Annotated in this window: 17 protein-coding genes; 5 read left to right on the top strand and 12 right to left on the bottom strand. The window is 71.7% G+C overall.

Annotated features, from left to right (window positions below; genetic code table 11):
* Positions 1-36: 36 nt before the first annotated feature.
* Positions 37-1,452, top strand: a complete 1,416-nt coding sequence (locus SLINC_RS35275) for a hypothetical protein (RefSeq protein ID WP_067442113.1) — start codon at positions 37-39, stop codon at positions 1,450-1,452.
* 2 nt (positions 1,453-1,454) lie between these two features.
* On the opposite strand, the gene SLINC_RS35270 is transcribed toward SLINC_RS35275, so the two are convergent.
* The 3 genes from SLINC_RS35270 to SLINC_RS35260 all read right to left on the bottom strand — a co-directional run bounded on the left by SLINC_RS35270 (position 1,455) and on the right by SLINC_RS35260 (position 6,359).
* Entirely contained in the window at positions 1,455-3,461 is a 2,007-nt protein-coding gene (locus tag SLINC_RS35270) for a PE-PGRS family protein (RefSeq protein ID WP_067442110.1), read from the bottom strand.
* A gap of 24 nt (positions 3,462-3,485) precedes the next feature.
* Complete coding sequence (locus SLINC_RS35265; protein ID WP_067442107.1) at positions 3,486-5,192, bottom strand: DUF2264 domain-containing protein; 1,707 nt, start codon at positions 5,190-5,192, stop codon at positions 3,486-3,488.
* 87 nt (positions 5,193-5,279) lie between these two features.
* Positions 5,280-6,359: a rhamnogalacturonan acetylesterase gene (locus tag SLINC_RS35260; protein ID WP_067442104.1), complete on the bottom strand. Its 1,080-nt coding sequence runs from the start codon at positions 6,357-6,359 to the stop codon at positions 5,280-5,282.
* A 205-nt stretch (positions 6,360-6,564) separates the two neighbouring features.
* Here SLINC_RS35260 and SLINC_RS35255 point away from each other — a divergent pair, with 205 nt between their 5' ends.
* Positions 6,565-8,244, top strand: a complete 1,680-nt coding sequence (locus SLINC_RS35255) for a rhamnogalacturonan lyase B N-terminal domain-containing protein (protein ID WP_107406726.1) — start codon at positions 6,565-6,567, stop codon at positions 8,242-8,244.
* A gap of 7 nt (positions 8,245-8,251) precedes the next feature.
* On the opposite strand, the gene SLINC_RS35250 is transcribed toward SLINC_RS35255, so the two are convergent.
* Both SLINC_RS35250 and SLINC_RS35245 read right to left on the bottom strand, forming a co-directional pair.
* Positions 8,252-9,664, bottom strand: coding sequence for an RICIN domain-containing protein (locus SLINC_RS35250; protein ID WP_067442098.1), 1,413 nt, complete (start codon positions 9,662-9,664; stop codon positions 8,252-8,254).
* Positions 9,664-10,770 carry a glycoside hydrolase family 43 protein gene (locus SLINC_RS35245; protein ID WP_067442095.1) on the bottom strand — a complete coding sequence of 369 codons (1,107 nt, stop codon included), beginning with the start codon at positions 10,768-10,770 and terminating at the stop codon, positions 9,664-9,666. The genes SLINC_RS35250 and SLINC_RS35245 overlap by 1 nt, the downstream gene beginning before the upstream one ends.
* Before the next feature lie 273 nt (positions 10,771-11,043).
* Between SLINC_RS35245 and SLINC_RS35240 the strand changes: the two genes are divergently transcribed.
* Positions 11,044-13,074: an autotransporter gene (locus SLINC_RS35240; RefSeq protein ID WP_225988490.1), complete on the top strand. Its 2,031-nt coding sequence runs from the start codon at positions 11,044-11,046 to the stop codon at positions 13,072-13,074.
* A 42-nt stretch (positions 13,075-13,116) separates the two neighbouring features.
* On the opposite strand, the gene SLINC_RS35235 is transcribed toward SLINC_RS35240, so the two are convergent.
* The 3 genes from SLINC_RS35235 to SLINC_RS35225 form a co-directional block, all read right to left on the bottom strand.
* Positions 13,117-13,524 carry a RidA family protein gene (locus tag SLINC_RS35235; RefSeq protein WP_067442089.1) on the bottom strand — a complete coding sequence of 136 codons (408 nt, stop codon included), beginning with the start codon at positions 13,522-13,524 and terminating at the stop codon, positions 13,117-13,119.
* Positions 13,525-13,687: 163 nt separating this feature from the next.
* On the bottom strand, positions 13,688-14,407 hold the full coding sequence (locus SLINC_RS35230; protein WP_079164891.1) for a DUF4328 domain-containing protein: 720 nt from the start codon (positions 14,405-14,407) through the stop codon (positions 13,688-13,690).
* Positions 14,408-14,528: 121 nt separating this feature from the next.
* On the bottom strand, positions 14,529-15,905 hold the full coding sequence (locus tag SLINC_RS35225; RefSeq protein WP_067442082.1) for an amino acid permease: 1,377 nt from the start codon (positions 15,903-15,905) through the stop codon (positions 14,529-14,531).
* 135 nt (positions 15,906-16,040) lie between these two features.
* Here SLINC_RS35225 and mmuM point away from each other — a divergent pair, with 135 nt between their 5' ends.
* Complete coding sequence (gene mmuM / locus SLINC_RS35220) at positions 16,041-16,961, top strand: homocysteine S-methyltransferase (protein WP_067442079.1); 921 nt, start codon at positions 16,041-16,043, stop codon at positions 16,959-16,961.
* 116 nt (positions 16,962-17,077) lie between these two features.
* A complete protein-coding gene (locus SLINC_RS35215) occupies positions 17,078-18,142 on the top strand; it encodes a LacI family DNA-binding transcriptional regulator (RefSeq protein WP_067442076.1) in 1,065 nt (354 codons plus the stop codon).
* Positions 18,143-18,277: 135 nt separating this feature from the next.
* Here the strand turns inward: SLINC_RS35215 and SLINC_RS35210 are convergent, their stop codons facing one another.
* From SLINC_RS35210 to SLINC_RS35195, 4 genes are all read right to left on the bottom strand, one after another.
* Entirely contained in the window at positions 18,278-19,861 is a 1,584-nt protein-coding gene (locus SLINC_RS35210) for a carboxylesterase/lipase family protein (protein ID WP_067442073.1), read from the bottom strand.
* Positions 19,862-20,001: 140 nt separating this feature from the next.
* Positions 20,002-21,249, bottom strand: a complete 1,248-nt coding sequence (locus SLINC_RS35205; RefSeq protein WP_067446043.1) for an alginate lyase family protein — start codon at positions 21,247-21,249, stop codon at positions 20,002-20,004.
* A 28-nt stretch (positions 21,250-21,277) separates the two neighbouring features.
* Complete coding sequence (locus tag SLINC_RS35200; protein ID WP_067442070.1) at positions 21,278-24,625, bottom strand: alginate lyase family protein; 3,348 nt, start codon at positions 24,623-24,625, stop codon at positions 21,278-21,280.
* Entirely contained in the window at positions 24,622-26,148 is a 1,527-nt protein-coding gene (locus tag SLINC_RS35195) for a glycosyl hydrolase family 28 protein (RefSeq protein WP_067442067.1), read from the bottom strand. The genes SLINC_RS35200 and SLINC_RS35195 overlap by 4 nt, the downstream gene beginning before the upstream one ends.
* Positions 26,149-26,165 lie beyond the last annotated feature (17 nt).

Raw genomic sequence — 26,165 nt, 5'->3', positions numbered from 1 at the left:
CGGCAACCTCCGGCGCGCGGGCGGCGACCTGGAGGCATGACACACGCACCACACCCCGCCCCGGCCGGCGCCGCGGCCCCTGCCGCCCGGCACCGCCGGGTCCGCGCGGCCCGCAGACCGCTCATCGCCGGGCTCGCCGCGACCGGCGCGCTCGTCGGCGCCTGGTACGCCACCGCGGGCGCCGCGACGACCGCCGCGCCGAACCTCACCGTCACGACCACCGCCGTGAGCCTGCCGGCCAAGTTCCCTTATCTGTCCGCCGGTTACAACAACACGCGCGAGTGGACCCGGACGGCCACCTCGGTGGCCCCGAACGGCACCCTGCGCGTGGCATGGCCCGCCTCGGACGGCGTCCATGTCACCCCGCTGACGGCCGCCGGGAAGCGCTCCGGCGCGGACACGGTCGTCAAGGGAACCAAGGAGGTCGGCGGCCTGGTCGCGCACAACAACGGCTTCGCGCTGCTCACCCGGGTCGCCGACACGAACAAGTGGAAGGAGACGGCGGCGGCCATCATCCGGTACACGGGCGCGAAGAAGACCTGGAGCACCAAGCTCACCGGCACCGCCTCCCACGACACGGCCCCGCTGCTGGACGGCCAGCTCACCTGGAACGGCACCAAGTACGGCGCGTACTTCGTCGTGCACGGCGCGGGCGGCTTCGCCGACGGCCACTTCGGCGACAAGCTGGCGTACGTCGGCGCCGACGGCGCCAAGCTCGGCGGCGGCTGGAGCTGGGGGTGCAGCCACAACGAGGGCATCGCCCTGCACGCGGAGAAGACCGGCGCCTTCACCTCCCTCTGCTTCGACGACTGGCGCTCGGGCCTGTTCGTCTCGACCGGCATCGGCGCCCCGGACAACGCACCGGTCGTACAGCGCGAGCAGTGCTGGGCCGGCTACTGCGGCGGCACCTTCGCGAGCCGTACCGGCGACCTCGTGAAGTCCTCCACCGGCCGCTACGCCACCGCCTTCGCGTCCCGGGGCGCCGCCTCCGCCGCCAAGAACCCGGACGACACGAGCGGACGCGGCTGGACGGTGAAGCCGAGGACCAGCACGCATCAGGTGGCGGTGGCCTTCCTGAAGAACCGCACCTCCGGCCCCGGCAAGGCGATCCACCTGACCAGCGCCAAGGGCACCGAACACGTCGACGTCCGCCTCGCCCCGTACGGCAAGGACCGTCTGCTGCTGTCCTGGGAGTCGCTGAAGAACGCCAAGTGCGCGAGCGGCACCTGCACGGGCACCTTCACCGGGACCCATCTGCGGCTCATCGACTGGAACGGGAAGTTCCAGAGTGCGGACAAGGTGGTCGCCGCGCGGATGAGCGGGGACATCGCCGTACAGAAGGACGGGACGCTGACCTGGGCGTACGTCCCGGTCACACCGTCCTACGCGACCGCGCTCACGGGTGCGTCACCGACGTCGACGACGCTGCGGATCGCCCGGCTGAAGCCGTAGTGCTAGACCGGCCGCTCGCTCCCCTCGGCCCTCTCGAACTCCTCGATCCTTTCGATCATCTCGCGCATCACGTCCACGGGCAGGACGGGATTGCGGGCGGCCTCCTCGGCCGTCTCGTTCTCCCGCAGCAGCCGGATCACCACGCGGGCCGGCAGTTCCGGGTGCCGGGCGGCCATGTGGCGGATGTGCTCGTGCGGGTCGTCGAGCAGCCGTACCGCGGAGGCGGCCGACAGTCTGGGGTCGGTCACCGCCCGGTAGCGCACCTCCGCGGCGGGATCCCGGCTGAGGCGGTCCACCAGCTCGGGTGTGGACTCCGGGTCGTCGGGGGCGAGCCTGCGCATGCGCGGATTCGGGTCGTCCGCGTACCGGAGGAGGCCCTGGCGGGGGAAGTTGGGGTGGCCGCGCGGGCGGTCGGGGCAGGTGAGGCTGCCGTCCCACCACTGCCACACCTCCAGCAGCATGTCGGCGGGCGCGTCGTCGCAGGACTCCGCGAGAAACAGCCGTACGACACGGTCCTCGTCCCGGGCGAGGCGCGCGACGGCGTCCGGCGGGAGGTGCCGGGCCCGGGCGACGCTGCGGCGCACCAAAGGGTGGGCGGAGGCGGCGAGGCGGCGCATGGCGTCGGTGTCCTCGTGCAGGTCGAGGACCCAGTCGAGTTCCCAGTGGCGCAGTCGCGGGTCGAAGTCGATGCGGATGGCCGCGCGTTGTTCCTCGGTGAGGTCGGGCCGCTTGGACACGGCGAACCGCACGTCGGCGTCCTCGTCCTCGCCGAGGAGGGCGACCAGGTCGGCGTCCAGGTGGGGGTTGGCGGCGAGGTCCAGACGGTCGCCCCGCTCCCCTTCCCGCGCCAGGTGCTCGGCGAGGTCCCGCTCCGGGCGCCGGCTCTTCAGCGCGTCGCTGCCGCCGAGGTTCCCCGTCTCGAACTCCCGCCGGGACAGGGGACGTTCCCGGTGGTGCAGGAGCAGGGCCGCCCTGCGGACCTTGTCGTCCGGGTCGGCGAGCAGCCGCTGCCGTACCTCGGCGTCCAGGTCCGGCCAGGCGGTCGTGCAGGCGGCGGCGCGGACGCGTGGTTCGGGGTCGGCGGTGAGGGCCGCCACCACGGAGCCGGGCTGCGAGAGCAGCCGGACGGCTTCCTCCCGTACCCGGGCGGACGGGTCGGCGGCCAGGCGTCGGCAGGTGTCCTCGTCGAGTTCCTCGCGCCGGTCGGCGGCGATCAGCGTGAGCGCCCACCGGCGGCGGGTGTCCTCCTCGCCGAGGATCAGCCGGGCCCACTGCCCGGGCGTGATGTACCGCTGGTGCTCCGCCACGCCCGAACGGATCTTCCAGTCAGGATGCGCGACGGCCGCGTCGACCATCGCCGGGGACAGCGCGCCATAGAGGATGTACCGCGATGTCCCCAGCAGCCGGGGGCGCAACTCGTCCTCCGGCAGGGCCCGGTTGAGCGCCAGCCCGTCCGCCCAGCTCTGGAGCACCCGCGCGACGGGTTTCGGCCCCCGCCACAGCGACTGCCAGGCGGCGGCCCGCTCCTGCGGTGTCTCCCGGACGGCTGCCTGTGCCTCCGACTCCTGCCGTTCCCCGATCCGGTCCTCGGCGACCAGCCACACGTCGTACTCCTCGGCCGTGGCCGCCACCAGGGCGTCCCCGTCGAGGGCGAGGGTCATGAACTCCACGCCGTTCAACGCGCCGGCGAGGTCCCAGTCGTCCCCGAGCCGGACCCGCGTCCAGCGCCGGGGCGCGCAGCCCGTCCAGTCGCCGGCGACCTCGACGAGGAACACCCCGTCCGCGCCGAGGATCCCCAGCTCGGTGGCGAGCCGATGCCACTCCCGGTTGACCGCCTCGGCCAGGTCGGGCCGGTCCGCGCGCACGGCCACGGCCGGCTCGGCCTCGTATCCGATCACCCGGCGCCACGCGGCCCGCGGAGGCAGCACCTCCTCGACCCCGCCGTCCCCCACGATCTCCAGCCCGGCCCGCTTCAGCAGCTCGGCGAGCTCGTCCCTGCCACCCCTCATGCGCCCCATCCTGCCCGAGGAACCTCAGGTGACCTCCACCCCGGAGCCGTCCAGCCGGACCCGGCGCACCGGCCCGTCCGTCCAGCGGACGACGAACTCGTCCGTACCCGTGACCTCGACGGTCGCCGCTTCCGCGAGCGGCTCCGGGTCCGTCTCGGCGGTGAGCCGGGCGAGTACCACGAAGAGACCCGGGTCGGTGGTGACGGCTCCGGCCGGCTCGGGGGCCGCGGGCTCGTCCACCGGTGCGGACAGCCCCGCGGCCGGGGCGAGTTCGGAGCGCGTGCCGGCGTCCGCCGACCAGCCGGTGACCCGGATCTCCGTTCCCTCGGGCACGCCCGTCACGCGGAACGCCCGCACCTCCACCGCGCCCCGCGCGAGGACGACGCTCGTCACCGCGCCGCCGGAGCCCGACCGGTGCCGCGAGGCCGCCCAGTCCTCCCCCACGCCCAGCGGTTCGATCTCCGTGCGGCTCGGGTCCCCGCCCACGATCACGCTGTTGTCGTACGACGACGAAGGCGCCGTCACCGTCGAGTAGGCGAGGCGGGTGTAGAACGGGTCGTAGCGGACGTCCTCACTGCCGTGGTTGTGGAGGCGGACCAGGCCGTCCGAACGGGTGGACTGGAGAAGCCAGTTGGGGGCGGCGAGGGGTGTCGACGCGTCCGCGCGCTCGGCCGGGCCGGGTTCCTCGGTCGCCGTCCACACCGGGTGGTCGGCGGGCAGGAGCAGGCCGAGGAAGCCCTTGCTCGCCCAGTACGGGGACGCCGGGCCCGAATAACCTTGCAGGACACGGAAGTCGGGGCCGTGCCAGCCGAGGGTGAGCAGGCCCCGGTGGTCGACGGCGCCCCGGTCGAGGAAGTACTTCAGGGCTCCGGAGGCCAGTCGGCGGGTCTCTCCCGGGGACAGCGGTGTGCGGCCGGTGAGGGCGCCGAGCCAGAGGGGGGCCGTGGTCGCGAAGCGGTACGTCAGGGAGCGGCCCTGGTGCATGGGGGCGCCGTCGGCGCCGAACAGGCGGGCGTAGTCGGCGAGGTGGCGCGAGAGGCGGCCGCCGTACATCTCCATCAGTCGTTCGTCCTGCGCCAGCCACGCGTGCAGCACCGGGTAGAGGTGCATCGCCCAGCCGTTGTAGTAGTCGAACTTGCGGCCGTCGCCGTCGGTGTACCAGCCGTCGCCGCGGTACCACCGCTCGATGCGTTCCAGGCCCCGGTCGATCGCCTTGGCGGACGCCTCGGGCTCGTGGCCGATCTCGGCGAGGAAGCCGCCGACGGTGACGGGGAACAACTCCCAGTTGCAGGGCCAGGCCTCGGCGTGCAGAGCGTCCCCGAGCCAGGCGGCCGCCCGCTGCCGTACGCCGTCGTCGAGGCGGTCCCACAGCAGCGGGCGGGTCAGCCGCAGGGCGAGGGCGATGGAGGCGGCCTCGACCAGGGGCTGGCTGCGGTGCTCGATGCGGGGCCAGACACCGGCGGCACCGGCGGCGAGTCCGTCGGCGTAGCGTTCGAGGGCTCTCTCGTCGCGGCGGAAGGCGGCGAGCAGCAGGGTGCGGGCGTAGCCCTCCAGCCCGTCGGAGAGCCGTCCCGACACGCTCTCGCGGCCCCCGGGGAAGTGGTAGAGGGCGCGGTCCTCGGTGGCGTACGGCTCCACGGCGGCGAGGAGGGTGTCGGCGGCCGTCTCCCAGTGGGCGCGGGTGTAGCCGGTGCGCGGGCTGCGGTGGAGGTCGTCGGGAGGGAGCTGCATGGGTCTCTTTCGTGCGGGGTTCGCTCGGAACGGCCGGAACAACGAGGACCTGGGGCGCCCCGGTTCCGGTCGGAGCGCCCCAGGCGTCTATCCCACCCGCACCCGGCCCTTGGGCACCAGATGCTGGGTGAGGAGTTCGTCGCGGACCAGGCCGGCGTAGACCGTGGCGCCGTGGACGGAGGTGTGGGTGTTGTCCCGCTTCTCGTTGTACAGGTACAGCGCCTTGGAGCCCTCCACACCGAGGGACTCCACGACGGCCTTCGTCTTCGCGGTGAGGTCGATCAGAGGCACGTCCTCGGCGGCGGCGACCTCGCGCACGATCTCAGGATGGTTCACGCCGAGGCCGTTGACCAGAAGCGCGGTGCCGTTGTTCAGTGTTCCGTCGGCGTTGAACCAGCGTCGCACGATCGGGGTGACGAGGACGGGCTGTCCGCCTTTCTCCCGTACGCCTGCCACCAGGGTCTCCAGGTTGGCGCGGTAGGTGGCCTCGTCGGTCGTCTTGTCGTTGTGGGCGAGCTGGACCAGGACCAGGTCGCCGCGGTGGATCTGCGGCTGGACGGTGGCCCACAGCTGCGGGTTCCCCAGGTAGGTCACCGTACTCTCGCCGGAATCGGCGTAGTTGGCGACGGAGACGCCCTTGCGCAGGTACTGCGGCAGCTGCTGTCCCCAGCCGGCGTAGGGGTCGCCGGGCTGGTCGCAGACCGTGGAGTCGCCGACCAGGAAGATCTGGCGGGCGATGGGGGTCCCCCCGCGCGAGGTTGTTCGAGCGTGGGGGAGGGCGGGGGTGACGCGGATGTCGGCGAGGGCCGGGGCGGTGCCGCCGAGCGTGAGGTCGAGGCCGGGGGTGCCGGCGGGGCCGGTGGGCTCGCCCTCGGGGGTGCGGACGTTCACGGTGAAGCTGCGGGCGACGCGCTCGCCGGCGGGCACCGCCGTCTCGGGCAGCAGGGCGCGGCGGGTCTCACCGCCGAGGCTCGTGCTGGACGCCGTGGCGCCGCCGAGGACCACCTGGACGTCGTAGGTGCCGGGTGCGACGTCGAAGTGGCAGGCGGTGGCGGTGCAGTTCTCAAGGCCCGGGGGGCGGTGGCCGCCGTACGCCTGGGCGGGTGCGGCGGTCAGTCCGGCCCCGAGGGTCAGCGCTGCCAGCACGGTGAGGTTGAAACGTCTCATACGGCTCCTCCGACGGTCCCGCGACGGGGTGACAAGGTCTGGGTGCTGGACCGTACCGCTCCTGGCAAGCGCTTTCTAGACCTCGCGCCAATTTCACAAGATTGCCAACTTCGAAGGCACGAAAGCCCTTTCGCGAAATCGATTCAACTGTCACTCTCCAATCACCCGCGTCACCCCCACACCCCCCTCGAAGGAGGCCACCCCCATGCCCGGATCCGCCTCGAACAGACCGGTCCGACGCCGCGCCTTCGTCCTCGGCACGGCGGCCGCCGCAGGTTCCGCCGCGCTCGCCGGGCCGCTCGCCCGGACCGCCTCCGCCGCCGCCTTCGGCTACAGCGACGACGGCACGAACTACGTCGTCGACACCGGCGCCGGCCTGGTCTTCAAGGTCAACAAGTCCAACGGCGACCTGACCTCGCTGGTCTACAAGGGCACCGAGTACCAGGGCTACGGCGGCATGAACTCGCACGTCGAGTCCGGCCTCGGCGCCTCCACCGTGACCATCAGGCAGTCCGGCACGACCATCCTGATCTCCGTCACGCACGGCACACTCAAGCACTACTACGCGGCCCGCAGCGGCGAGAACAACATCTACCTGTGGACCCACCGGGCCGACACCTCCGTCGCGTCGAGCCGGTACATCGTGCGCGTGAAGAAGGGCCTGTTCCTCAACGACGAGCCCGACTCCTACACGTACACGAACTCCACCGTCGAGGCCTCGGACGTGTTCGCGAAGTCCGACGGCCAGACCCGCTCCAAGCACTACTCGAAGCTGCGCGTCATGGACTACAGCCACATCGGCTGGAGCGCGAACGGCGTCGGCCTGTGGATGGTCCGCTCCAACCACGAGAAGGCCGCCGGCGGCCCCTTCTACCGCTCGCTGCTGCGCCACCAGAGCGCGGACGGCGGCGGCCTGTACGAGATCCTGCACTACGCCCAGAACCAGACCGAGAACGAGCGTTTCGGCCTCCAGGGCCCCTACGTCATCGCGTTCACGGACGGCGGCGCCCCCTCCTCGTCGCTGTTCCCGGGCACACTGACCACCTCCTGGGCCGACTCGCTCGGCATCTCCGGCTACGTCGGCGCGAGCGGCCGGGGCCGGGTCGCGGGCGTCGGCATCACCGGCCGGAACACCGCCCACCCCTACACCGTCGCGCTCGCCAACCCGGCCGCCCAGTACTGGGGTTCGGCCCGCTCCTCCGACGGCTACTTCTCCATCGGGGGTGTTCTGCCGGGGACGTACACGCTGACCGTCTTCAAGAACGAACTCGGCGTGTACACCACCTCGGTGACGGTCACCGCCGGTGGCACCACGACCCTGAACTCGATCGCGGTCCCGTCCACGAACGACCCGTCCAACGCGAGCGCCATCTGGCGGATCAACGACTGGACCGGCACCCCGGCCGGCTTCAAGAACGCCGACCTGATGACGTACGCCCACCCGTCGGACGTGCGGGCCGCCGCCTGGACGGGCAACGTGGTGATCGGCAGCGGCAGCGAGACCTCGGCCTTCCCCTGCTATCTCTGGAAGGACGTCAACAGCGGTCTGCTGGTGTACTTCAAGCTGACCGCCGCCCAGGCCGCCGCCGCGCACACCCTGCGCATCGGCGTGACGACGGCCTACGCCAACGGCCGGCCGCAGATCGCCGTCAACTCCTGGACCTCGGCGATCCCCTCCCCGCCCACCCAGCCGAGCACCCGGTCCCTGACCAACGGGTCCTACCGGGGCAACAACCACACGTTCACCTACAGCGTTCCGGCGACCGCCTGGCTCACGGACACCGGCCAGTACAACGTGCTGAAGATCGACGTGGTGAGCGGTTCGGGGGCCGCCGGCTACCTCAGCGCGGGCACCTCGATCGACGCGATCGACCTGCTCGCCTGAGGACGCCTCAGGTACCGCGCGTCCACTGCTGGTTCGTCGCCCCGTTGCACGTGTACGTGATGATCGCGGCGGCGTTGGCGGTGGACGCGCCGTTCACGTCCAGGCACTCACCACTCGCGCGGGACTTGACGGTCACGTAGGAGCCGGTGGCGGTCACCGACCACTGCTGGGCGGTCGAGGAGGCGTTGCAGTTCTCCTGGCTGACGGTGCTCGCGTTCTCCTGCACGCACAGCGAGCTGTTCCTGACCATCAGCTGGTGGTAGCCGCCGCCCACCGGCTTGAACCAGTACCTCTGGTTGCCGCCGCCGTTGCAGTCGTACTGCTTGAGCTGAGCGCCCTGCCACAGCGACTGGCTGGTGACGTCGGCGCACCTGGAGGAGTGCCGGGCGATGAGCGTGTTGTACGTGGCACTCGTGCCGCTGATGGTCCCGGCCGCCGTGTCGACGGTGACCTCCGGCGCCCATGCCATGGACATCGAGGTGGAGCTCGGGAAGGTCAACGGCAGCCACACGTACCGCGAGTCGTTGACGGTCCCGCCGAAGGAGTTGCCCCAGCGGTCGCCCAGGTAGAGGTAGGAGGTGCCCGAACTGCCCTGCACGGGAAGGACGAACGCGGTCTGCGAGCCGTACGTCGTCGAGTCGCCGACATTCTTCATCGCCGTCCAGGGACCGGCGAGGGAGGTGGCGGTGGCGTACTGCTGCTGGTTGGGGCTCCAGCCGGTGGCGCCCGAAGTGAGCATGAAGTAGACGCCGCCCCGCTTGAAGAGCGCGGGCGCCTCGCGGTGGCCGCCGTGCCAGGGGTCGGCGACCAGGCTCGCGATGCCGGTGTAGTCGGCGGTGAGCCGGTAGATCTGGAGGTCGTAGTTCTCGCGGGCGGCGGAGACCATGTAGCCGGCGCCGTCGGTGTCCACGAAGACGGTGATGTCGCGGGACATGTGCTGGCCGAGCGGGCGGAAGCTGCCCCGCCAGGTGTAGTCGCCGTCCACGGTGTCGGAGACGGCGACGGCGGCACGGGCCTCGCTGTAGTCGACGCCGTTCTCCTTGTGCATCCACATCACGAACTTGCCGGTGGAGGCGTTGTACATGACCTTGGGCCGCTCGATGTTGGCGGTCGCGAGCTCCGGGTCGGTGGCCTCGGTCAGGACGTGGTTCCTGAACTCCCAGTTCTTCAGGTCGGTGGAGCGGTAGGCGTCCACGTACCGGAAGGTGTTGTCGGCGTTGCGGTTCTCGCCGAACCAGTAGTAGTAGGTCCCGACCTTGATGACCCCGCCGCCGTGGGCGTGCACGGGATTGCCCGAGGTGTCGGTGAACTGGGTGCCGTTGACGATCGTCTGCGGGGCTGCCTGGGCGGGGCCGGCGGTCGCCAGGGCACCGAGCAGCGCCAGGCAGAGGGCGAGCAGAGCGGCGTAGGCACGTCTCATCACGCACTCTCCTTGACGGTGGCGGCGGTGGTGGCGGTGGCCGTGTCAGCCACGGGGATGCCGAAGTCCGGGGTGCCGTCCGCGTTCCAGCCGAGCTTCTGGATGCGGGTATGGCGGTTGGGGTCGTTCAGCGGGTCGCCGACGATCTCCTTGTACTGGCGGGCGTGGTAGACGAGGACGTCACTGCAGCCGTCCTCGGCGACGGTGAAGCAGTTGTGGCCCGGGCCGTACTGCTGGGTGGTGTCGTTGCTGGTGAACACCGGCGTCGGCGACTTGGACCAGCTGGCCGGGTTCATCAGGTCGGCGTCCGCGTCGACGGTCAGCAGACCCATGCAGTAGTTGAAGTCGGTGGCGCTGGCCGAGTAGGACATGAACAGCCGGCCGTTGCGGGCGATGACCGACGGCCCCTCGTTGACCTTGAAGCCGATGCGCTCCCAGTCGTACTCCGGGGTGGACAGGCGTATCTGAGAGCCCGTCAGGGTCCAGGGGTTCGCCATCCTCGACAGGAAGATGCCGGTGTTGTTGTCCATGCCGGGTTCGTGCTGGGCCCAGGCGAGGTAGCGGCTGCCGCGGTGGGTGAAGGTGGTGGCGTCCAGGGAGAAGGTCTCCCACGCCGTCTTCACCTGGCCGCGCTCGACCCAGGTGCCCTTGAAGGGATCGCGGCTCGCGTTCTCCAGGACCCAGATGCGGATGTCCCACACGCTCTCGGCGGGCGCCGCGGCGAAGTAGATGTACCACTTGCCGCCGATCCGGTGGATCTCCGGCGCCCAGATGTGCGCGCCCATGGCGCCGGTGGCGTGCTTGCGCCAGATCACGGACTCGGCGGCGGTCGCGAGACCGTTCAGGGTGCGGGAGCGGCGCAGGATGATCCGGTCGTACTCGGGGGAGGTCGCCGTGAAGTAGTAGGAGCCGTCGGAGTGACGGTGGATGTACGGGTCGGCCCGGTTGCGGACGAGCGGGTTCACGAAGGGGGCTGCCTTCCGGTCCGGGACGGCGTGGGCGACGCCCGGCGCGGCGGCCAGGGCGCCCGCGGCCAGGGCACCCTTCAGCATCAGTCTGCGGCTGGGAACGTCCGGGGCTTCGGGGTGGTCGTCGGTGCGGCTCATGCGGACTGCCTCTCGGGGGGTGGGGTGTCCTGAGAGCGATGTTCGATATTGAGAACATCTGTTGTCATTGCGAACAGCCGAAAGGTAAGGCTGGGGAACCAGGAGGTCAACGGGTTGGACGCGATGAGAGAAGGCGCTTTCTGTCGGGGCGCCGGGTGTCCGGAATCTCGGCCTCAGTTTTTGTTATCGGCGGGCGTCCCGGACCGTCTCCGCTCCGTGCGCAGCCATACCCACAGGACAGCAGCGGCCATCGCCCTGATGGTGACCGCCTCGATGGTCATCGCTCCCCGGGCGGTGGCCGCCGGCCCCCGTGACGTCACCGCCGACGTCCTCGCCGACCGGGACGTCACGCTCACCGGCGACACCGTGGTGACCGTCCCCTCGGGGACGACGACGTACGAGGGGGTCTTCCGCGGCGAGGGCACCCTCACCGTGCGCGGGACCGGAACCCTCGTCCTCGCCAAGGACAGTGACTTCACCCTCCCCCGGTCCCGGCAGCGGGTCTCCGTCCAGGGCGGCAACCACCCCTACGTCACCACCACCGCGCCCGATCCGCCCGCGGTGGTCGTCGAGCGCGGCGCCACCCTCCAGTACGGCACCGGCGGCACGACCGGCCTGATCGGCCACTTTCCGTACGGCACCCCGGCCTTCCGCCTCAACCAGGACAACATCCGGGTCGACGGCACCCTGCGGCTCTCCCTGACGAGCGCCTACAACCTCGGCCACATCAGCGGCTCCGGGCTGATCACCCAGCCCAGGTTCCTGTGGGGCACCTGGGATCTGTCGGGCACGAACTCCTTCACCGGCGTGATCGACAACGGCACGCAGGTGAACGCCGGACGCCCGGAGTACGCGACCTCACTGCCCCGGGTGCGCAAGATCCTCAACCAGGGCACCTTCACCGTGGACACCCCGCTGGGGCAGACCGTCACCATGGGCATGGACTTCTACCAGCGCGAGTACGGCAGCGACATCAACGTCCAGTCCAGGCCCGGCGGCAAGGTCGTCCTGACGGGCCAGTACAGCTGGTCGGACCGGGGCGGCGACAGCGACCCCGCCCTCAGCGACCCGGCCCTGAACTGGACGCCCGCGCACAAGAACGTCAACAAGCGCGGCACCAACATCAAGGGCGCCGATGTCCGGTGGGGGGACGGCACGACGAACAGGATCTTCATGCCGGGCACCGCCGAGACGGTCTACATCAACCTCCTCGCGGCCCGCTCCCGTTCCCTGCTCACCTTCGACTACAACGGCCCGGTGACGCTGGGCGCCCCCATCGGCGGCGGCCGCTTCCACGACACGCTGTCCGCGCCCGGCGCGGGGGATGTCGTCATCGCGGGGACCCGGGGCAATGACGTCACCTTCTCCGCCGTCCAGTACTACGACGGTTCGACGACCGTCGAGAAGGGGGCCGTGCTGCGGCTCGGCCTCGGCAGGCCGGGCGGCGACGGCGGGCTCTACACGCGGGGCGGCCTCTACAAGGTCGTCAACGACGGCACGCTGGTGTTGAACAACGTGGCCAAGCCGCTGTCGCTGTCCCGGATCAGCGGCAGCGGGTCACTCGTGCAGTCCGGTTCGGCGACCACGACCCTGACGGGCACGTCGGTGACGTACACCGGGACGACGACGGTCACCAAGGGCACGCTCGCCCTCTCCTCCGGAGCAACTCTCGCCCGCAGCAAGGCGATTCGGCTCACGACCGCCGGGGCGCGGCTCGACGCCGGGACGGCGGGACTGCGTGTGTCCACCGCGCTGTCCGGCAAGGGCACGGTGGTGGGGGCGGTGACGAACCAGGGTGTGGTCGCCGGTGGTCCCACGGTCTCCGGTGACTACACGCAGCGGGCCGAGGGGCAACTGGTCCTGACGGACGCTCCGTTGAAGGTGACGGGTGCGGTACGGCTGGCCGGCGCGCTCGATCTGTCGGCCGCGGGGACGGACCCCGCGCGGGAGATCACGGTGCTGGAGCACTCGGGGCACGGGAAGGTCGTCGGGGCGTTCAGCGGTCTCAAGGAGGGCACGCGGCTCAAGCTCGCCGACACGACCTACCGGATCAGTTACCGGGGCGGCGACGGCAACGACGTCGTGCTGAGCGCCGTCGCCGCGAGCCCGTCGCCCTCCGGGGGCGGTGAGACCCCGTCCGGGGGTGCCGTCGCGGAGACACGCGGTGCGGGCACCGCGAGCGGTGGGCTGGAGTGGTGGCCGTACGTGCTGGCCGTCGGGCTGCTGCTCGGACTGGTGCTGCCCACGACACTGCGGCGCAAGGGCGGGCGTCGCGTGGGCGGGCGCCACTCGGCGCGGGGGTGAGGTGCGCCCGGGGAGGCACCGTCCGCGGCTGTCGGCGCCTGCTCAGTCGAGGACCGCGGTGGCCTCGATCTCGACCAGATGCTCGGGGACGTCCAGCGCCGCGACACCGATCAGCGTGGCAGGCGGCACCGGAGTGACCCCCAGTTTCGCCGCCGCCCGGGAGATGCCCTCCAGGAGCGTGGGCATCTTGTCGGGCGTCCAGTCGACGACGTAGAAGGTCAGTCTCGCCACGTCGTCGAAGGAACCGCCGGCCTCGGCCAGCGCGGTCGCGACGTTGAGGTAGCCCTGCTCCACCTGGGCGGCGAGGTCGCCCTCGCCGATCGTGACGCCCTCCGCGTCCCAGGCGACCTGCCCGGCGATGAACACCAGCTTCGAACCGGAGGCGATCGCCACCTGCCGGTACACATCGATCTTCGGCAGTCCGTCGGCGTTCTTCAGAGTGATGGCCATGCTGTCCCTCTCCTTGTCCGGGCTCCGGTGACCCGTCGGCCCACCGGACCCGGGTGGTTCCCTGTGGTTACTCAGGAACCGTAGGAGAGCGTGCGCTGACATGGAAGAACGCACTTTTCCGTGACTGGGGAACCTGATGGTGACCCAGCAGGTCAGGCCGCGGCTACGCCGCCCCCGGGACCGCCGTGCGGTACGGCCCCTCGGCCGCCTTCAGGCGCTGCATGGATGTCAGCCGGACGGCGAAGTACACCGCGGCCGCCGCGGCGGCGATGTCCAGGACGTCGGTCACCATGTACTGCACGACGGCGTCCCGGACCTCGGCGAGCGATTCGGCGTCGTCGTAGCGCGACTCGGCGTAGCGGCCGAACAGGGTGCTGGCGACGAACAGGGCCCACCACAGGTTCACCGGCCAGACCGGCATCCGGTACGGCTCGCCGTCGGCGGGCAGTTGACTGCTCGCTCCCCACATGTCGACGGCGACGCGGTACGGCATCCAGAGGTTGCCCAGCGGGACGAACCAGGCGCCGATGGCCCAGCCGGGTCCGTTGCGCAGCCGGTCGGGGCCCAGCAGGCCGGCGTTGCGGCGCATCCGGAAGAACCAGACGACGAAGAGCACCGCGCAGGGCAGGAACGTCATGACCTGGAGGCTTCCGGCCCGTTCGTACAGCAGGTAGGCGGCGTCCAGCTCCCGCTGCGGTGCCGTGAGGAAGCCGTGGTCCTCGTCGATCAGCAGGTGGATCCTGACTCCGGCGACCAGGGCGAACAGATCGCTGAGGACGACGACCGCGAGCGACGCCGCGACAGCGGCCAGGAGCCCGCGCGCGGGGCGCGGCACCCCGCCGGGCAGCGAGGGACGCGGGCGCAGATCACTGGATGCGGACATGACGGTGGGCCCCCCACGGGCGAGGAAACGAAAGCTGCCCGCGGAACAGCGGTGCCGGGGAACGGTAATCCGAGCCCGGGCATCCCGTCCATGACCATTCCCGCCTGGGTGCCGTCCGGGATCAGACCTCGGACCCAGCCGTCCGCTGCCGGCCCCGCAGCCACACGTACACCGGGATCCCCGCGAACAGGAACAGCACGCCCTGGTAGACGGCCGCGTAACCGGCGCCCGCGATCAGCCAGAAGGAGAAGGCGAAGGAGAGGGCGGCGACGATCAGGTCGCGGGTCAGGCCCGCCGGGCGGATCCGTTCGCGGCTGCCCTGGGCCAGCCAGTACAGCTGGGCGGCCGCCGAGAGCAGGTAGGGCACGCAGCCGGTGAACGTGGTGATGAGGACGAGGACGCGGAACGTGGTGTCCGGGCCGGCCGTGTAGTTCAGGGCGATGAGGAGCGTGCCGAGGACGGCGACGGCCCAGACGCCGAAGCCGGGCACCCCGCCCTTGCCGACCTTGGCGAAGGGGGCCGGGAAGAGGCCGTCGCGGGCGGCGGCGTACGGCATCTGCGCGGCCATGAGGATCCAGCCGTTGAGGCAGCCGGTGATGGAGGCGACGGCGACCAGGGCGATGGCGGTGCCACCCCAGGTACCGCCGGTGATGGTGTTGACGGCGTCGGCGAAGGGGGCGCCGGAGTCGACCAGCTTGTCGTGCGGGACGAGGCCGAAGACGGCGACGATGCCGAGGATGTAGACGAGCGCGGAGGCCAGGGTGCCGAGGACGCTCGCGCGGCCGACGTTGCGCTCGGGGTCGCGGACCTCGCCGGCGCTGACGGCGGCGGACTCCACCCCGAGGAAGCTGTAGAGGAGCAGGGCCGCGGCGGCGGCGAGCGCGCCGGGGACGCTGTCGCCGGTGGCGTTGAACGGGCCGTAGTTGTCCGTGTCGATGAAGAACAGGCCGATGGTGGCGACCAGGAGCAGCGGCACGAACTTCAGGACCGTGGAGACGACCTGCACCGTCCCGACCCAGCGCGTCCCGGCGAAGTTCGCGGCGGCCGGCAGCCACAGCGCGACGAGCGCGACGACGGCTTCGAGGGTGTGGTCGCCGTGCAGCGGGATCAGGACGTCGACGTAACCGACGACCGCGACGGCGAGGGCGGCGATGCTGACCCAGCACATCGTCCAGTACGACCAGGCCGACAGGAAGCCCGCGAAGGGGCCGAAGGCGTCGCGCGGATAGACGTAGAGGCCGCCGGTGACGGGGCTGCGGCGGGCCAGTTTACCGAAGAGCAGCGCGAGCAGGACCGCGCCGACCGACAGGACGACGAAGGCGAGCAGGCTGACGCCGCCGTACGGGGCGACGGTGGCGGGCAGCGCGAAGATGCCGCCGCCGATGATGTTGCCCATGACGAGGGCGGTGGCGGCGGCCAGGCCGAACGTGCGGCGGCGGGGGGCCGGTTCCGTCCCGGGCTCGGGCTCGGTGGCGTCTGCGGTGCTGGGGACGGTCATGGCACTCTCGCGGGGCACAGGAGGGTCGGGGAGGTGCGTGATCGTATCCCGGCGGTCCACATGCTGGTCGACCTGTTCATGAAGTGGACACAATCGGCTGGGGGTCACCGCCCCGACTCGACTACCGTCGTTCCCATGACCAGCACCCTCCCCCTCGCCGAAGCCCTTGCCACCGGGACCGTCGTCCTCGACGGCGGGATGTCCAACCAACTGGAGTCGGCCGGGCACGACCTGAGCGACGAGCTGTGGTCGGCGCGGCTGCTCGCGGAGCGGCCCGAGGCGATCACCGAGGCACACCTCGCCTACTTCCTGGCGGGCGCGGACGTGGCGATCACCTCCAGCTACCAGGCCACCTTCGAGGGTTTCGCCAAGCGCGGCATCGGCCGCGAGAAGGCCACCGAACTCCTCGGCCGGAGCGTCGGGTTGGCCCAGGACGCGACCCGTCTGGCACGGACGAAGGGCGTCACGCGCCCGCTGTACGTGGCGGCCTCGGTCGGGCCCTACGGCGCGATGCTCGCGGACGGCTCCGAGTACCGCGGCCGGTACGGGCTGAGCGTGGCCGAGCTGGAGGCCTTCCACCGGCCACGCGTGGAGGTGCTGGCCGCCGCCGGCCCCGACGCGCTGGCCCTGGAGACGGTCCCGGACGCCGACGAGGCCGAGGCGCTGCTGCGGGCGGTGCGCGGGCTCGGGGTGCCGGCCTGGCTGTCGTACTCCGTCGCCGGGGACCGCACCCGGGCCGGGCAGCCGCTGGAGGAGGCGTTCGCGCTCGCCGCCGACGTGGACGAGGTCGTCGCGGTCGGGGTGAACTGCTGTGTCCCCGAGGACGTGGACGGCGCGATCGAGATCGCCGCCCGGGTCACCGGCAAGCCGGTCGTGGTCTACCCCAACAGCGGCGAGACCTGGGACGCCGAGGCCCGCGCCTGGGCGGGCCGCTCCAGTTTCGCCCCCGAGGAGGTCCGGGGCTGGCGGGCGTCCGGGGCCCGGCTGATCGGCGGGTGCTGCCGGGTGGGGCCGGGGGCGATCTCCTCGATCGCGGGGACGCTGGCGGCCGCATGACTCTGCCGGTCGCTCCCCCGCACTGCTAGCCTCCGCTCGGGAACCGGTTTCCATCCATGTTGCCGCAGTTCCCGAGGGGTGGGCGTACCAGGGCCCGGGGAGAGGGACGAGACAGGATGACGAGGAAGAGCGAGGACGCCGGCCGCAGCACGATCCGGGACGTGGCGGCCCGGGCCGGGGTGTCCGCGTCGACGGTGTCGCGGGTGCTCGGCGGGGTGTACCCGGTCAGCGGGGCGACCCGGACCCGGGTGATGCGGGCGGTGCGCGAGCTGGACTACGTGGCCGACGCGCGGGCCAAGGCGGTCGCGGGGGTCGCCACCCCCACCCTGGCGTTCGTGCTGGAGGACATCACGGGGCCCTCGTTCGCGCTGATGGCGCACGGCGTGGAGCGCGAGGCGACCCGGCTCGGCCATCTCTGCCTGGTGTGCAGCACGGAGGGCGACGTCCGGCACGAGCTGGAGTTCGTCGAGATGATGCGGGCCCAGCGGGCCGCCGCCGTGATCCTGGTGGGCGGCGCCGCCGACACCGCCGAGTACCGTGACCGGACCCGCCGGATGGCCGACTCGCTGGCCTCGGCGGGCTCCCGCCTGGTGCTGTGCGGCCGCCCGACGCTGGGCCCCGGGGCCCCGGTCACGGTCATCGAGTACGACAACGAGGGCGGCGCCTACGCCCTTGTCGCGCACGTCCTCGCCCAGGGCCACCGGCGGGTGCTCTTCCTCGGCGGCAAGCCGGACCACACCACGGCCCAGGGCCGCGAGCGCGGCTACCTCGCCGCCCACCGCGCCCGCGGCGTGGAACCCGACCCCGCGCTGCTGCTGCACGGCGACTTCACCCGCGACGCCGGCCACCGGCTGATGCGCGGCGCGCTCAAGGACGGGCTGGACTTCACGGCCGTGGTCGCCGCCACCGACATGGTCGCCGCCGGAGCCCTGACCGCCCTGCACGAGGCCGGCCTCGGTGTCCCGGACGACGTCTCCCTGGCCGGCTACGACGACATCCCCTTCGCCCGCGACCTGCACCCCGCCCTGACCACCGTCCACGTCCCCTACGAGGAACTGGGCCGCCTCGCCGTCCGCACCGCCCTGAACCGCACCCCGGAGACCCCCGACGAACACCTGCTCCTCGGCACGCACGTGGTGGTGCGGGACTCGGTGGCGACGGTGAACGAGGACGCGCGCTAGAGGGCGTCGACGCCACCCACCGCGACCGGCACACAGCCGACCGGAGTTCCGTGCCACGCGCAACCAGGGCTCCCCAAGGGCGCCCACCCAGCACCAGCGAGCCCGAAGGCCCGGCCCGCGCCCCGCCCGCCGGCGTCAGTGTCGTCGTACCGCGCCCGGCAGTCGCAGGCGTCGGACGACGGAGCGGAGTTCTGTCGTGCGTGCGGGGAGGGGGGCGGGGGCGGGGGTCATGGGTGGGGGTTCCGTGGGGGTGGGGTCGGCGGCCCAGAGGGCGAGTTCGGCGTTGCGGGAGCCGTGGGTGACGTGGGGTGGGCCGTCGCCGAAGACGCGCACCGGGCGGTCGTCGTTCCAGTGCTGCCAGCCGGGGTCGCCGTCGGTGGCGAAGCGCACCCAGGCGGAGTGCATCGCGTCGGCGAGGTCCTGGGGGGCGCCCGGGCCGGCGAGCCGGGCGGACTCCGGGACCTCGCCGGTGTCGAAGACGAAGCCCAGTTCCAGGGCGTGGCAGGAGCCGAGGTCGGGCAGCCGGGAGGGCCAGGCGAACTCGTAGACGTACGAGGTGTCGGGGCGGGCGTCGGCGAGGCGCTGGAGCGGGTTGCGCAGCAGGTGGTCGGTGACCAGCTGGCCGACGATCTCGGCGGTACTCGCTCCGGGGTGCAGGGCGCGGTAGCCGCGGACCACCTCGTGGCCGCAGTGGCAGCGGGCCATGGCACCGGCGAGGGCCACCGCGCCGAGCCGGTCGACGCGCTCCAGCAGCCCGCCCGGAACCAGCCACAGCCGGTACTCGTCGCGGGTCCAGCCCATCATCAGCGGCACGCCCTCGGCGCCCTCGCCGTCCACCAGGGCCTCAAGGGGATCGCGGGGCACGAGGTCGCCGTCGACGACGATCCCGAAGGCCGGACCGCCCAGCACCGGGCTGCTGAGCCGGCCCACCTCGGCCTGGGTGCGCAGCAGCAGGTCGCGGTCGACCTCGGCGAAGGCGGCCGCGGTGGCGGGGATCTTCAGCCGGGTGGCCATGCGGCGCACCATGCGCCGTACCTTGTCGCGGTCGCCCGCCTCGGGCGGCCCGCTCTGCAGGACGGCCCGCCGGAACAGCCCCTGGGCCTGCGGGGCGGCCAGCAGGGCGCCGGTGCTGATGGCCCCGGCGGACTGCCCGGCCAGGGTGACCCGGTCGGGGTCCCCGCCGAAGGCCCGGACGGACGCGCGTACCCAGTGCAGGGCGGCGAGCTGGTCGCGCAGTCCGGGGTTGGCGGGGGCGTCCGGGAAGAGCCCGTAACCCTCCACGCCCAGCCGGTAGTTGACTGAGACGAAGACGACGCCGTCACGGGCGAAGGCCCGCCCGTCGTACACGGGCACGGCCGACGAGCCCCGGGTCAGGGCGCCGCCGTGCAGCCACACGAGAACCGGGAGCCGGGCCCCAGGGCCCGGCTCCGGCGTCCACACGTTCAGATTGAGGCAGTCGTCACCGACCACCTCCGGGTCGGACAGGTACTGCGCGAAGGCGTCGGAGTACGGCGGCTTCGGCGCCGTCGGCCCGAAGGCACCGGCGTCGCGCACCCCGTCCCAGGGCTCGGGCGGCACGGGCGGCCGGAACCGGCGGGGCCCGAAGGGCGGGGCCGCGTAGGGAATGCCCCGGAACACCGCCACGCCCTGCTCGTACCGGCCGCGTACGGCCCCGTACGGGGTCCTGACCACCGGGTCCGTCTGGTCCGCTGCCGTCATGTGCCCACCGGCCTCCCGTGCCGCGCTCGTGCGCCGTGAACTTCAGAGCACCACAGGGTGCCCCGGTATTCCGGCGACGAGCGCGGTTTTACGACTGTTCGGGGGAAGCGGTCACGGGCCGCGCACGGCCGGTCACGGCTCTACTTGGCGAACATCAGGGTGCCGAAGCCGAGCTGGTCGAAGCCGCCGCTGGTGGTGCCGTAGTCCCCGCCTCCTCCTTCGGGGTCGATGGAGAAGCACATCTGGGAGATGTACCTGTCGTCCAGGCCGAGCCGCCGGTTGTAGTGGTAGTGGAGCATCGCCCACACCGGGCGGACCTGTCCGCGGGAGGCGGAGGAGATCACCGTCTGGGACGACTGGGCGCAGTTCTGGCCGGTGCCCCAGGTGTAGGTGGTGAAGGGCACGTCGCCGCCCAGGTTGTACTTCGCGACGTACTGGGCGGCCTTCATGAACCGCCTGCTGTCGTACGAGTACAGGTCGGTGCCCTGGTTCCAGGCCATCTCGCAGATCGCGCCCATCTGGCCCATGCCCATCATGGTGTGGCCCTGGTCGCGGCCGGACTCCTGCCACTGGCCCAGCGCGTAGCCGTCCGAGTCGGTGTAGAGGTACGGCACGGCGTGGGTGATGGAGCCGTTGCCCGCGCCGTTCTTGAAGTAGTCGACGGCCTGGTCGAACTTGGCGCCGTCCTGGTTGAGGATCCCGATGGCCAGGATGGAGGCCATGTTGCACAGGTCCCAGTTGGCCCAGTAGTTGGTGATGCAGGCGTCGTTGTGGCCGGTGAGGAACTGGTTGTTGAGCGGGTAGAAGACCTTGACCATCATCTGCTGGAAGGCGGCGAGGTCGAACGCGGGGTAGTCCCGCATGAGTTCGGCCGCGTTGGCGAACTCCCAGCCGTAGATGCCGGCGGCGAGGAAGCGGTCCGCGTTGCCGGTGATCGAGGTCAGGGTCTTGGCCCAGGCGTTGAGGATGTTGGCGGCGCACACGCCGTTCGCCTCGGTGCCGCCGACACGCCAGCGCAGCGCGTTCTGGTAGGCGGCGGCGATGTCGTTGAAGAGCAGGCCGTAGTTCTCTCCGGTGCCGCCGCGGATGATCGTGGCGGTGGCCCGGTTGGTCCAGGTGGACTGGGAGTGGGAGTTGGCGACCAGCTTGTTCCAGCCGGACAGCCAGGGGTCGTCTCCCGCGGCGACCCGTACCTTGGCGCGGTTGATGTCTCCGGCGTTGTGCAGCATGCCGGGGTGGATCCAGGTCGAGGGGGCCGCGTCCGCCGTGGTGGCGGCGAACGCGGACCCCAGTGCGACGGCGGCGCCGACACCGCCGGCGGCCCTGAACAGGCCGCGGCGGCTCAACTCGCCCTGGTGGAGGTGCCGGTGGGGGGATGTGCGGCTCATGCTGTGCATCTCCGTTCCGTGGGGGGAATCAGATGGGGGTGATGCTCACCTCTTCGAACTGCGCGGTGCCGAGGGCCAGCGGGCTGCGGGAGCAGACCACGAGGCCCACGTGGTAGGGGGCGTCGCCGAACCCGGGGATCTGACCGGAGGCCAGGTCGGTCCAGGTGGTGCCCTCGTCGGTGGAGATCGCTGCGGCGAACGCGGTCCCGGTGCGCTTCAGCCGCAGCAGCAGGGGCAGTTGAACGGTCGTGGTGCCGGAGAAGGCCGAGGCACCGGCCACGGTGGGCCGCAGCATCAGCTGCCCGGTGGTGCCGCCGGTGACGATCACGCCGGCCGCCTGGTCGAACGGTGAGAGCGACTTGGCCATCAACAGCCCCACCCGGTCGGCCGTGGCCCCGGTGCGGGAGACCAGCCGGGCGGTGACCTCGCAGTCACCGGTGACGGGCCGTCGTACGAACTGCCCTGTCATTCCTTGGTTGTTGACGCTCAGGTCGACCCCGGCGCCGCGCACGGTGAAGGTGCCGTCGGCACACGACGTGGAGCCGGGGGCGCGGATCGCGACCACGCCGAGGGTCCCGAAGGCGCGCTCGTCGAGGACCACGTCACCGAGGTCGCCGTAGGTCCAGGGGGCGGGCGGGGGTGTGCCGACGGTGAGGGTGAGCGTGCCGGTGCCGTCGCCCGCCGCGTTGCCCGCGCCGGTGCGGACGGTGAACTCGCCCGTCTCGGTGGGCGTTCCGGAGATCAGTCCGGTGCGCTTGTCGAGGCGCAGCCCGTCGGGCAGGCCGTCGGCGGCGAACCGTACGGGCTCGTGGGAGCCGCGCAGCAGGTGCTTGAAGGTGACGCCCTTGTTGGCGAACGCCGTTCTGGCGGACGTGAGTTGGGGCACGGCCGGAGTCGGCATGACGGCGGAGGCGGAGTCCGAGAGCGGTCCGCGTCCGGAGGTGTTGGTCTTGGCGACGGCGTAGTGGTACGTCGTCCCGGGCGTGCCGGTGGCGTCCGCGTACCGGATGCGGGTGCCGGAGCCGACCGGGCCGATGCCCGTCGCGACCGTCACGTAGGGGCCGTCGGCTTCGGTGGCGCGCAGCACCTTGTACCGGGCGGACGGGTCCGGGTCGGTCCAGGCCAGCTCGACGGCGTCGGCACCGCCGGCCGCCCCGAGGTCCCCGGCGGCACGGGCGGGCTTGGGCACGGCCCAGACCTCGCCGCCGTACGCCGAGGTCACGCTGACGTTGTCGAAGGCGCCGGTGCCGGTCTCGGCGTACGCCTCGTCGACGCCGAGGCAGGAGGTGAGGACCAGGCCCGCGTGGGCGGTGCGGCCCAACTCCACCTCGGTGGTGCCCACTTCGGCCCAGCGGATGCCGTCCGGGGAGATGGCGCCGGTGCAGCGGCGGCCCTTGCGGGTCACCCGCACCCAGTACGGCGTGCGCAGCCGGTAGCCGTCGCCCGCGCCCTCCACGTACGGCGCCTCCAGCGGGGTCGCCGATTCCGGCAGTGTGCCGAGGCTGGAGATCGGGAAGGACGCGTTGACGGTGATCGCGTCCTGCTGGGAGGGCGGCACCGGGGTGCTGCCGGTGCCGGAGACGGCGGCTCCGGCCCTTTCGCGGACGCTCCACACACCGCTCCAGGTGTGCAGTGGCAGTCCCTGGATCAGCATCGAGGCGTGCGCCGCGTCCGCGTCGAGGCCGGCCCGGACGGTGACGCCGATCTTGGAGTACTGCGAGCTGAGCGGCCACACGATCCGCGCGGTGACCGTGCCGTCGCCGGACAGGGGCAGGTGGACCAGGCGGTAGGTGTCGGCGGTGCCGGACGCCTCCAGCACGAACCGCTCCCCGTCGAAGACGGCCGCCCCGGGGATCCTCACCGCGCCGACGTCCCGGGTCGCCCACGGTTCGGGCAGCCCGGCGGAGGCGGACGCGGGCACCGAATCGCCGCTGCCGCCCCGGGAGTTGGCCGCGGTGACGGTGTAGTGGTACGTCCGTCCCGGGCGGATCCCGCGGTCGGTGTACGTCGGTGTGCCGAGGCCGGTGGCGATCTCCTCGTACGGGCCCTCGGGCGCGGTGGCCCGGCGGACGCTGTACGTGCTCGCCCCCGTGGACGGCAGCCAGCCGACGGTGATGTCCTCGCCGGTGCCGACGGCCGTGACGCCGGCGGGCGCGGTGGGCACGGTCGGCGCGGGTGCCTCGGTGCCGGCGTAGGTGAAGGTGCCCCAGCCGGGCAGGTCGTCGTTGCCGCCCTCGACCAGGCGGGTGCCGCCGGTGCCGCGGAAGACGGCGGCCTCGGTGTACGGGGTGTCGAGGCCGCGGACGCCGGCGTAGTGGGCGTAGGCCATCTCGTAGATCGGGGGCAGGGTGCCGCGGACCTTGTCGGAGACGGTCGTCTTGATGTACTTGCCGGTGCGGTCGAGGTCGGGGGTGAAGGGGACGTCGCCGCCGAGGTTGTAGCGGGCCGCGTACTCGAAGTTCGCGAGGATGCGGTGGTCGTCGTGGCCCCACAGGTCGACGCCCTGGTTCCAGGCGACCTGGGCGAGGTCGCCGGTCAGACCGGCGGCAAGCTGTTCGTGGCCCTGGTCGCGGCCGGACTCCTGGCCCTGGCCGGCGTCGGTGACGATGCGGTGGGCGATGCTGCCGTTGCCCGCGCCTGCCGCGGCGAAGCGCAGGGCGTCCTCGAAGAGGGTGGGCCGCTCGCAGAACACGCCGATGGCGGCGATGGTCTGAAGGGCCGTCAGGTCCCAGTTGCCGTTGGCGTAGAGCATGTAACCGGAGACGGCCGGATACCAGACGTCGAGAAAGGACCGCTCGCAGCGGGCGATGTCCGCCTCGGCCCAGCCGTCGTAGCCGGTGTGCCGCAGCAGCTCGGCCGCGTTGACGAACTTGAAGGCCTGGAGGCCCGCGCCGAGCGGGCCGTCGGCGCCGGTGATCGCGGTGAGGGAGGCCGACCACGCGTCGAGGATGTCGCGGGCCTTGTCGGCGTGGGCGCGGTTGCCCGTGACGGCCCACATCAGGGCGTTCTGGTAGGCGGCGGCCGCGTCGGCGGGAGCCTGGTTCTGGAAGTTCGCGGGACCGCGGCCCCAGGAGGTGATCTGGCCGGTGTTCTGGACGGTGTACGTGGCCTTGGAGCGGGCGTGCGCGGCGAACGCGAGGTAGCCGTCGTAGACCGGTGCCTGTTGGGCGGTGACCGCGGCCTTCATCCGGGCGAGGTCGGCGGCGCTGTGCAGGAGGCCGGGGTGTGCGAAGGCGCGGGCGCCGGTGGTGTTCGGCGCGGCGGCGCGGGCGGTGCCGGGGGCGAGCAGTCCGCTCGCGCCCGCCACCAGCAGCAGGGCCGCCGTGCCGCCGAGGAATCCCCGGCGGCTCGGGGCGGGAAGCGCGGAATCTCTCATGACGCGGCGGCCGCCTCGGCGGTGGTCAGGAACTTGAGGTTCGTGACGTGCTCGTTGGTGAACATGGGCACGCCGTCCGAGGCCAGGAACCAGCCGGGCTTGCCCCCGCTGTCGCGTATGACCCTGCCGTTGACGCTGAGGTTCTCGAAGGTGACGTCCTTGATGGCGTGGTCCGCGTCGAGGCCGGCGATGATCGAGAGGTCGGCGTTCTTGCCGTTGTAGCTGAGGTCCTTGATGTAGACGTTCTCGATGCCGCGGCCTGCCGAGGTGTTGTACTTCGGGTTGTACTCGACCCGCATGTGGACGAGCTGGCCCCAGCGAAAGTCCTCCACTCGGATGTTGTCGAACCTGACGTCCCGGACGAGGTTGCTGTCGCCGACCATGAAGGCGATGGCGCCCTGGTAGGTCACCTGCGGCTCGCGGTGGTCGAGGATGTCGATGTTCTCGTAGGTCAGGTTCTCCAGCATCTCCGGGTTCTCGGAGTTGCCGTGCACGCCGATGTTGATCGGGTGGGCGACGTCGGCCCAGAGCGAGCAGTTCTTGACCGTGATGTTGCGGGTGTCGCCGTAGAAGTCCCAGCGGTGGGTGTACAGGGCGACGCAGTCGTCGGACGTGCGCAGGAAGCAGCCGTCGATCGTGACGTTCTCGGAGCAGTAGAGCTGGATGCCGTCGCCCCAGCCCTGGTGACTGAAGGCGCGCAGGTTCTTGATGGTGAGGTTCCGCGACTCGGCGACCCGAACGTTCTCGTAGCGGGGGTTGAGGATCGTGATGCCGTCGATGGTGACGTTCTCGGTCTTGCGGATGAAGAGCGCCCCGTTGGGAGAGTTGTAGAGCACGCCGCGGCCGATGAGCCGGGAGTTCTCCACGTTCTCGAAGATCACCTGTGAGGTGAGGACGGCACCGGCGGCCAGATAGACGGTGGTGCCGCTGGGCACCTTCAGCAACCGGTCGGCGGTGGTGTGCAGCCCGGGCCCGAAGTACATGACCTTCTTGTCGCCCTCGGCGGGCACGTCCTGCTCGATCGGGTTCGCGAACAGGTGCAGGCAGTCGAAGATCTTGTCGTCGACCTGGACGACGACGTTGCGGGGCCGGTCCAGGGTGAAGCGCGCGGTGCTGCCGAGCACCTCGGGCTTGATGCCGTACGAGTCCGGGCGGATGCGGAACGTCTCGCCGCCGCCGGGGTTGTACGTGACCTCGACCTCGACGGTGCCGGAGAAGTCGAAGGCGGCCCAGGAGGAGTTCTGGGCTCTGTTGCTGCCGGTGGTCGCGTCGATCAGTGCGAGCTTGGCGAGGTGGACACCGAGCTTCTGCCAGGTGCCGCCGAGCGGCCGGACCTTGACGGTGAAGGAGTTGTTGACAGGCACCTGGGGAAGGGTCGGGTGGACGACCACGCTGTCGCCGGTGGTGCCGGTCTCGTCCGCCGCGGCGGCTTGTGCGGTGCCCGCGATGCTGCCGGCCAAACCGGCGGCAGCGACGACACCGGCGGCCTGGAGAGCGGTACGGCGGGACAGGGGCGTGTTCATACGGAGCTCCTTGCAAC

This window comes from Streptomyces lincolnensis (genome assembly GCF_001685355.1).
Classification (GTDB): domain Bacteria; phylum Actinomycetota; class Actinomycetes; order Streptomycetales; family Streptomycetaceae; genus Streptomyces; species Streptomyces lincolnensis.
The sequence above is the reverse complement of the archived record's forward strand: the minus strand, read 5'-3'. Positions and strand labels throughout refer to the sequence as shown.

Bases quoted from the DNA above. Each gene is read 5' to 3' on its own strand.
- SLINC_RS35275 (WP_067442113.1), top strand. From the start codon at position 37: ATGACACACGCACCACACCCCGCCCCGGCCGGCGCCGCGGCCCCTGCC.
- SLINC_RS35270 (WP_067442110.1), bottom strand. From the start codon at position 3,461: ATGAGGGGTGGCAGGGACGAGCTCGCCGAGCTGCTGAAGCGGGCCGGG.
- SLINC_RS35265 (WP_067442107.1), bottom strand. From the start codon at position 5,192: ATGCAGCTCCCTCCCGACGACCTCCACCGCAGCCCGCGCACCGGCTAC.
- SLINC_RS35260 (WP_067442104.1), bottom strand. From the start codon at position 6,359: ATGAGACGTTTCAACCTCACCGTGCTGGCAGCGCTGACCCTCGGGGCC.
- SLINC_RS35255 (WP_107406726.1), top strand. From the start codon at position 6,565: ATGCCCGGATCCGCCTCGAACAGACCGGTCCGACGCCGCGCCTTCGTC.
- SLINC_RS35250 (WP_067442098.1), bottom strand. From the start codon at position 9,664: ATGAGACGTGCCTACGCCGCTCTGCTCGCCCTCTGCCTGGCGCTGCTC.
- SLINC_RS35245 (WP_067442095.1), bottom strand. From the start codon at position 10,770: ATGAGCCGCACCGACGACCACCCCGAAGCCCCGGACGTTCCCAGCCGC.
- SLINC_RS35240 (WP_225988490.1), top strand. From the start codon at position 11,044: ATGGTCATCGCTCCCCGGGCGGTGGCCGCCGGCCCCCGTGACGTCACC.
- SLINC_RS35235 (WP_067442089.1), bottom strand. From the start codon at position 13,524: ATGGCCATCACTCTGAAGAACGCCGACGGACTGCCGAAGATCGATGTG.
- SLINC_RS35230 (WP_079164891.1), bottom strand. From the start codon at position 14,407: ATGTCCGCATCCAGTGATCTGCGCCCGCGTCCCTCGCTGCCCGGCGGG.
- SLINC_RS35225 (WP_067442082.1), bottom strand. From the start codon at position 15,905: ATGACCGTCCCCAGCACCGCAGACGCCACCGAGCCCGAGCCCGGGACG.
- mmuM (WP_067442079.1), top strand. From the start codon at position 16,041: ATGACCAGCACCCTCCCCCTCGCCGAAGCCCTTGCCACCGGGACCGTC.
- SLINC_RS35215 (WP_067442076.1), top strand. From the start codon at position 17,078: ATGACGAGGAAGAGCGAGGACGCCGGCCGCAGCACGATCCGGGACGTG.
- SLINC_RS35210 (WP_067442073.1), bottom strand. From the start codon at position 19,861: ATGACGGCAGCGGACCAGACGGACCCGGTGGTCAGGACCCCGTACGGG.
- SLINC_RS35205 (WP_067446043.1), bottom strand. From the start codon at position 21,249: ATGAGCCGCACATCCCCCCACCGGCACCTCCACCAGGGCGAGTTGAGC.
- SLINC_RS35200 (WP_067442070.1), bottom strand. From the start codon at position 24,625: ATGAGAGATTCCGCGCTTCCCGCCCCGAGCCGCCGGGGATTCCTCGGC.
- SLINC_RS35195 (WP_067442067.1), bottom strand. From the start codon at position 26,148: ATGAACACGCCCCTGTCCCGCCGTACCGCTCTCCAGGCCGCCGGTGTC.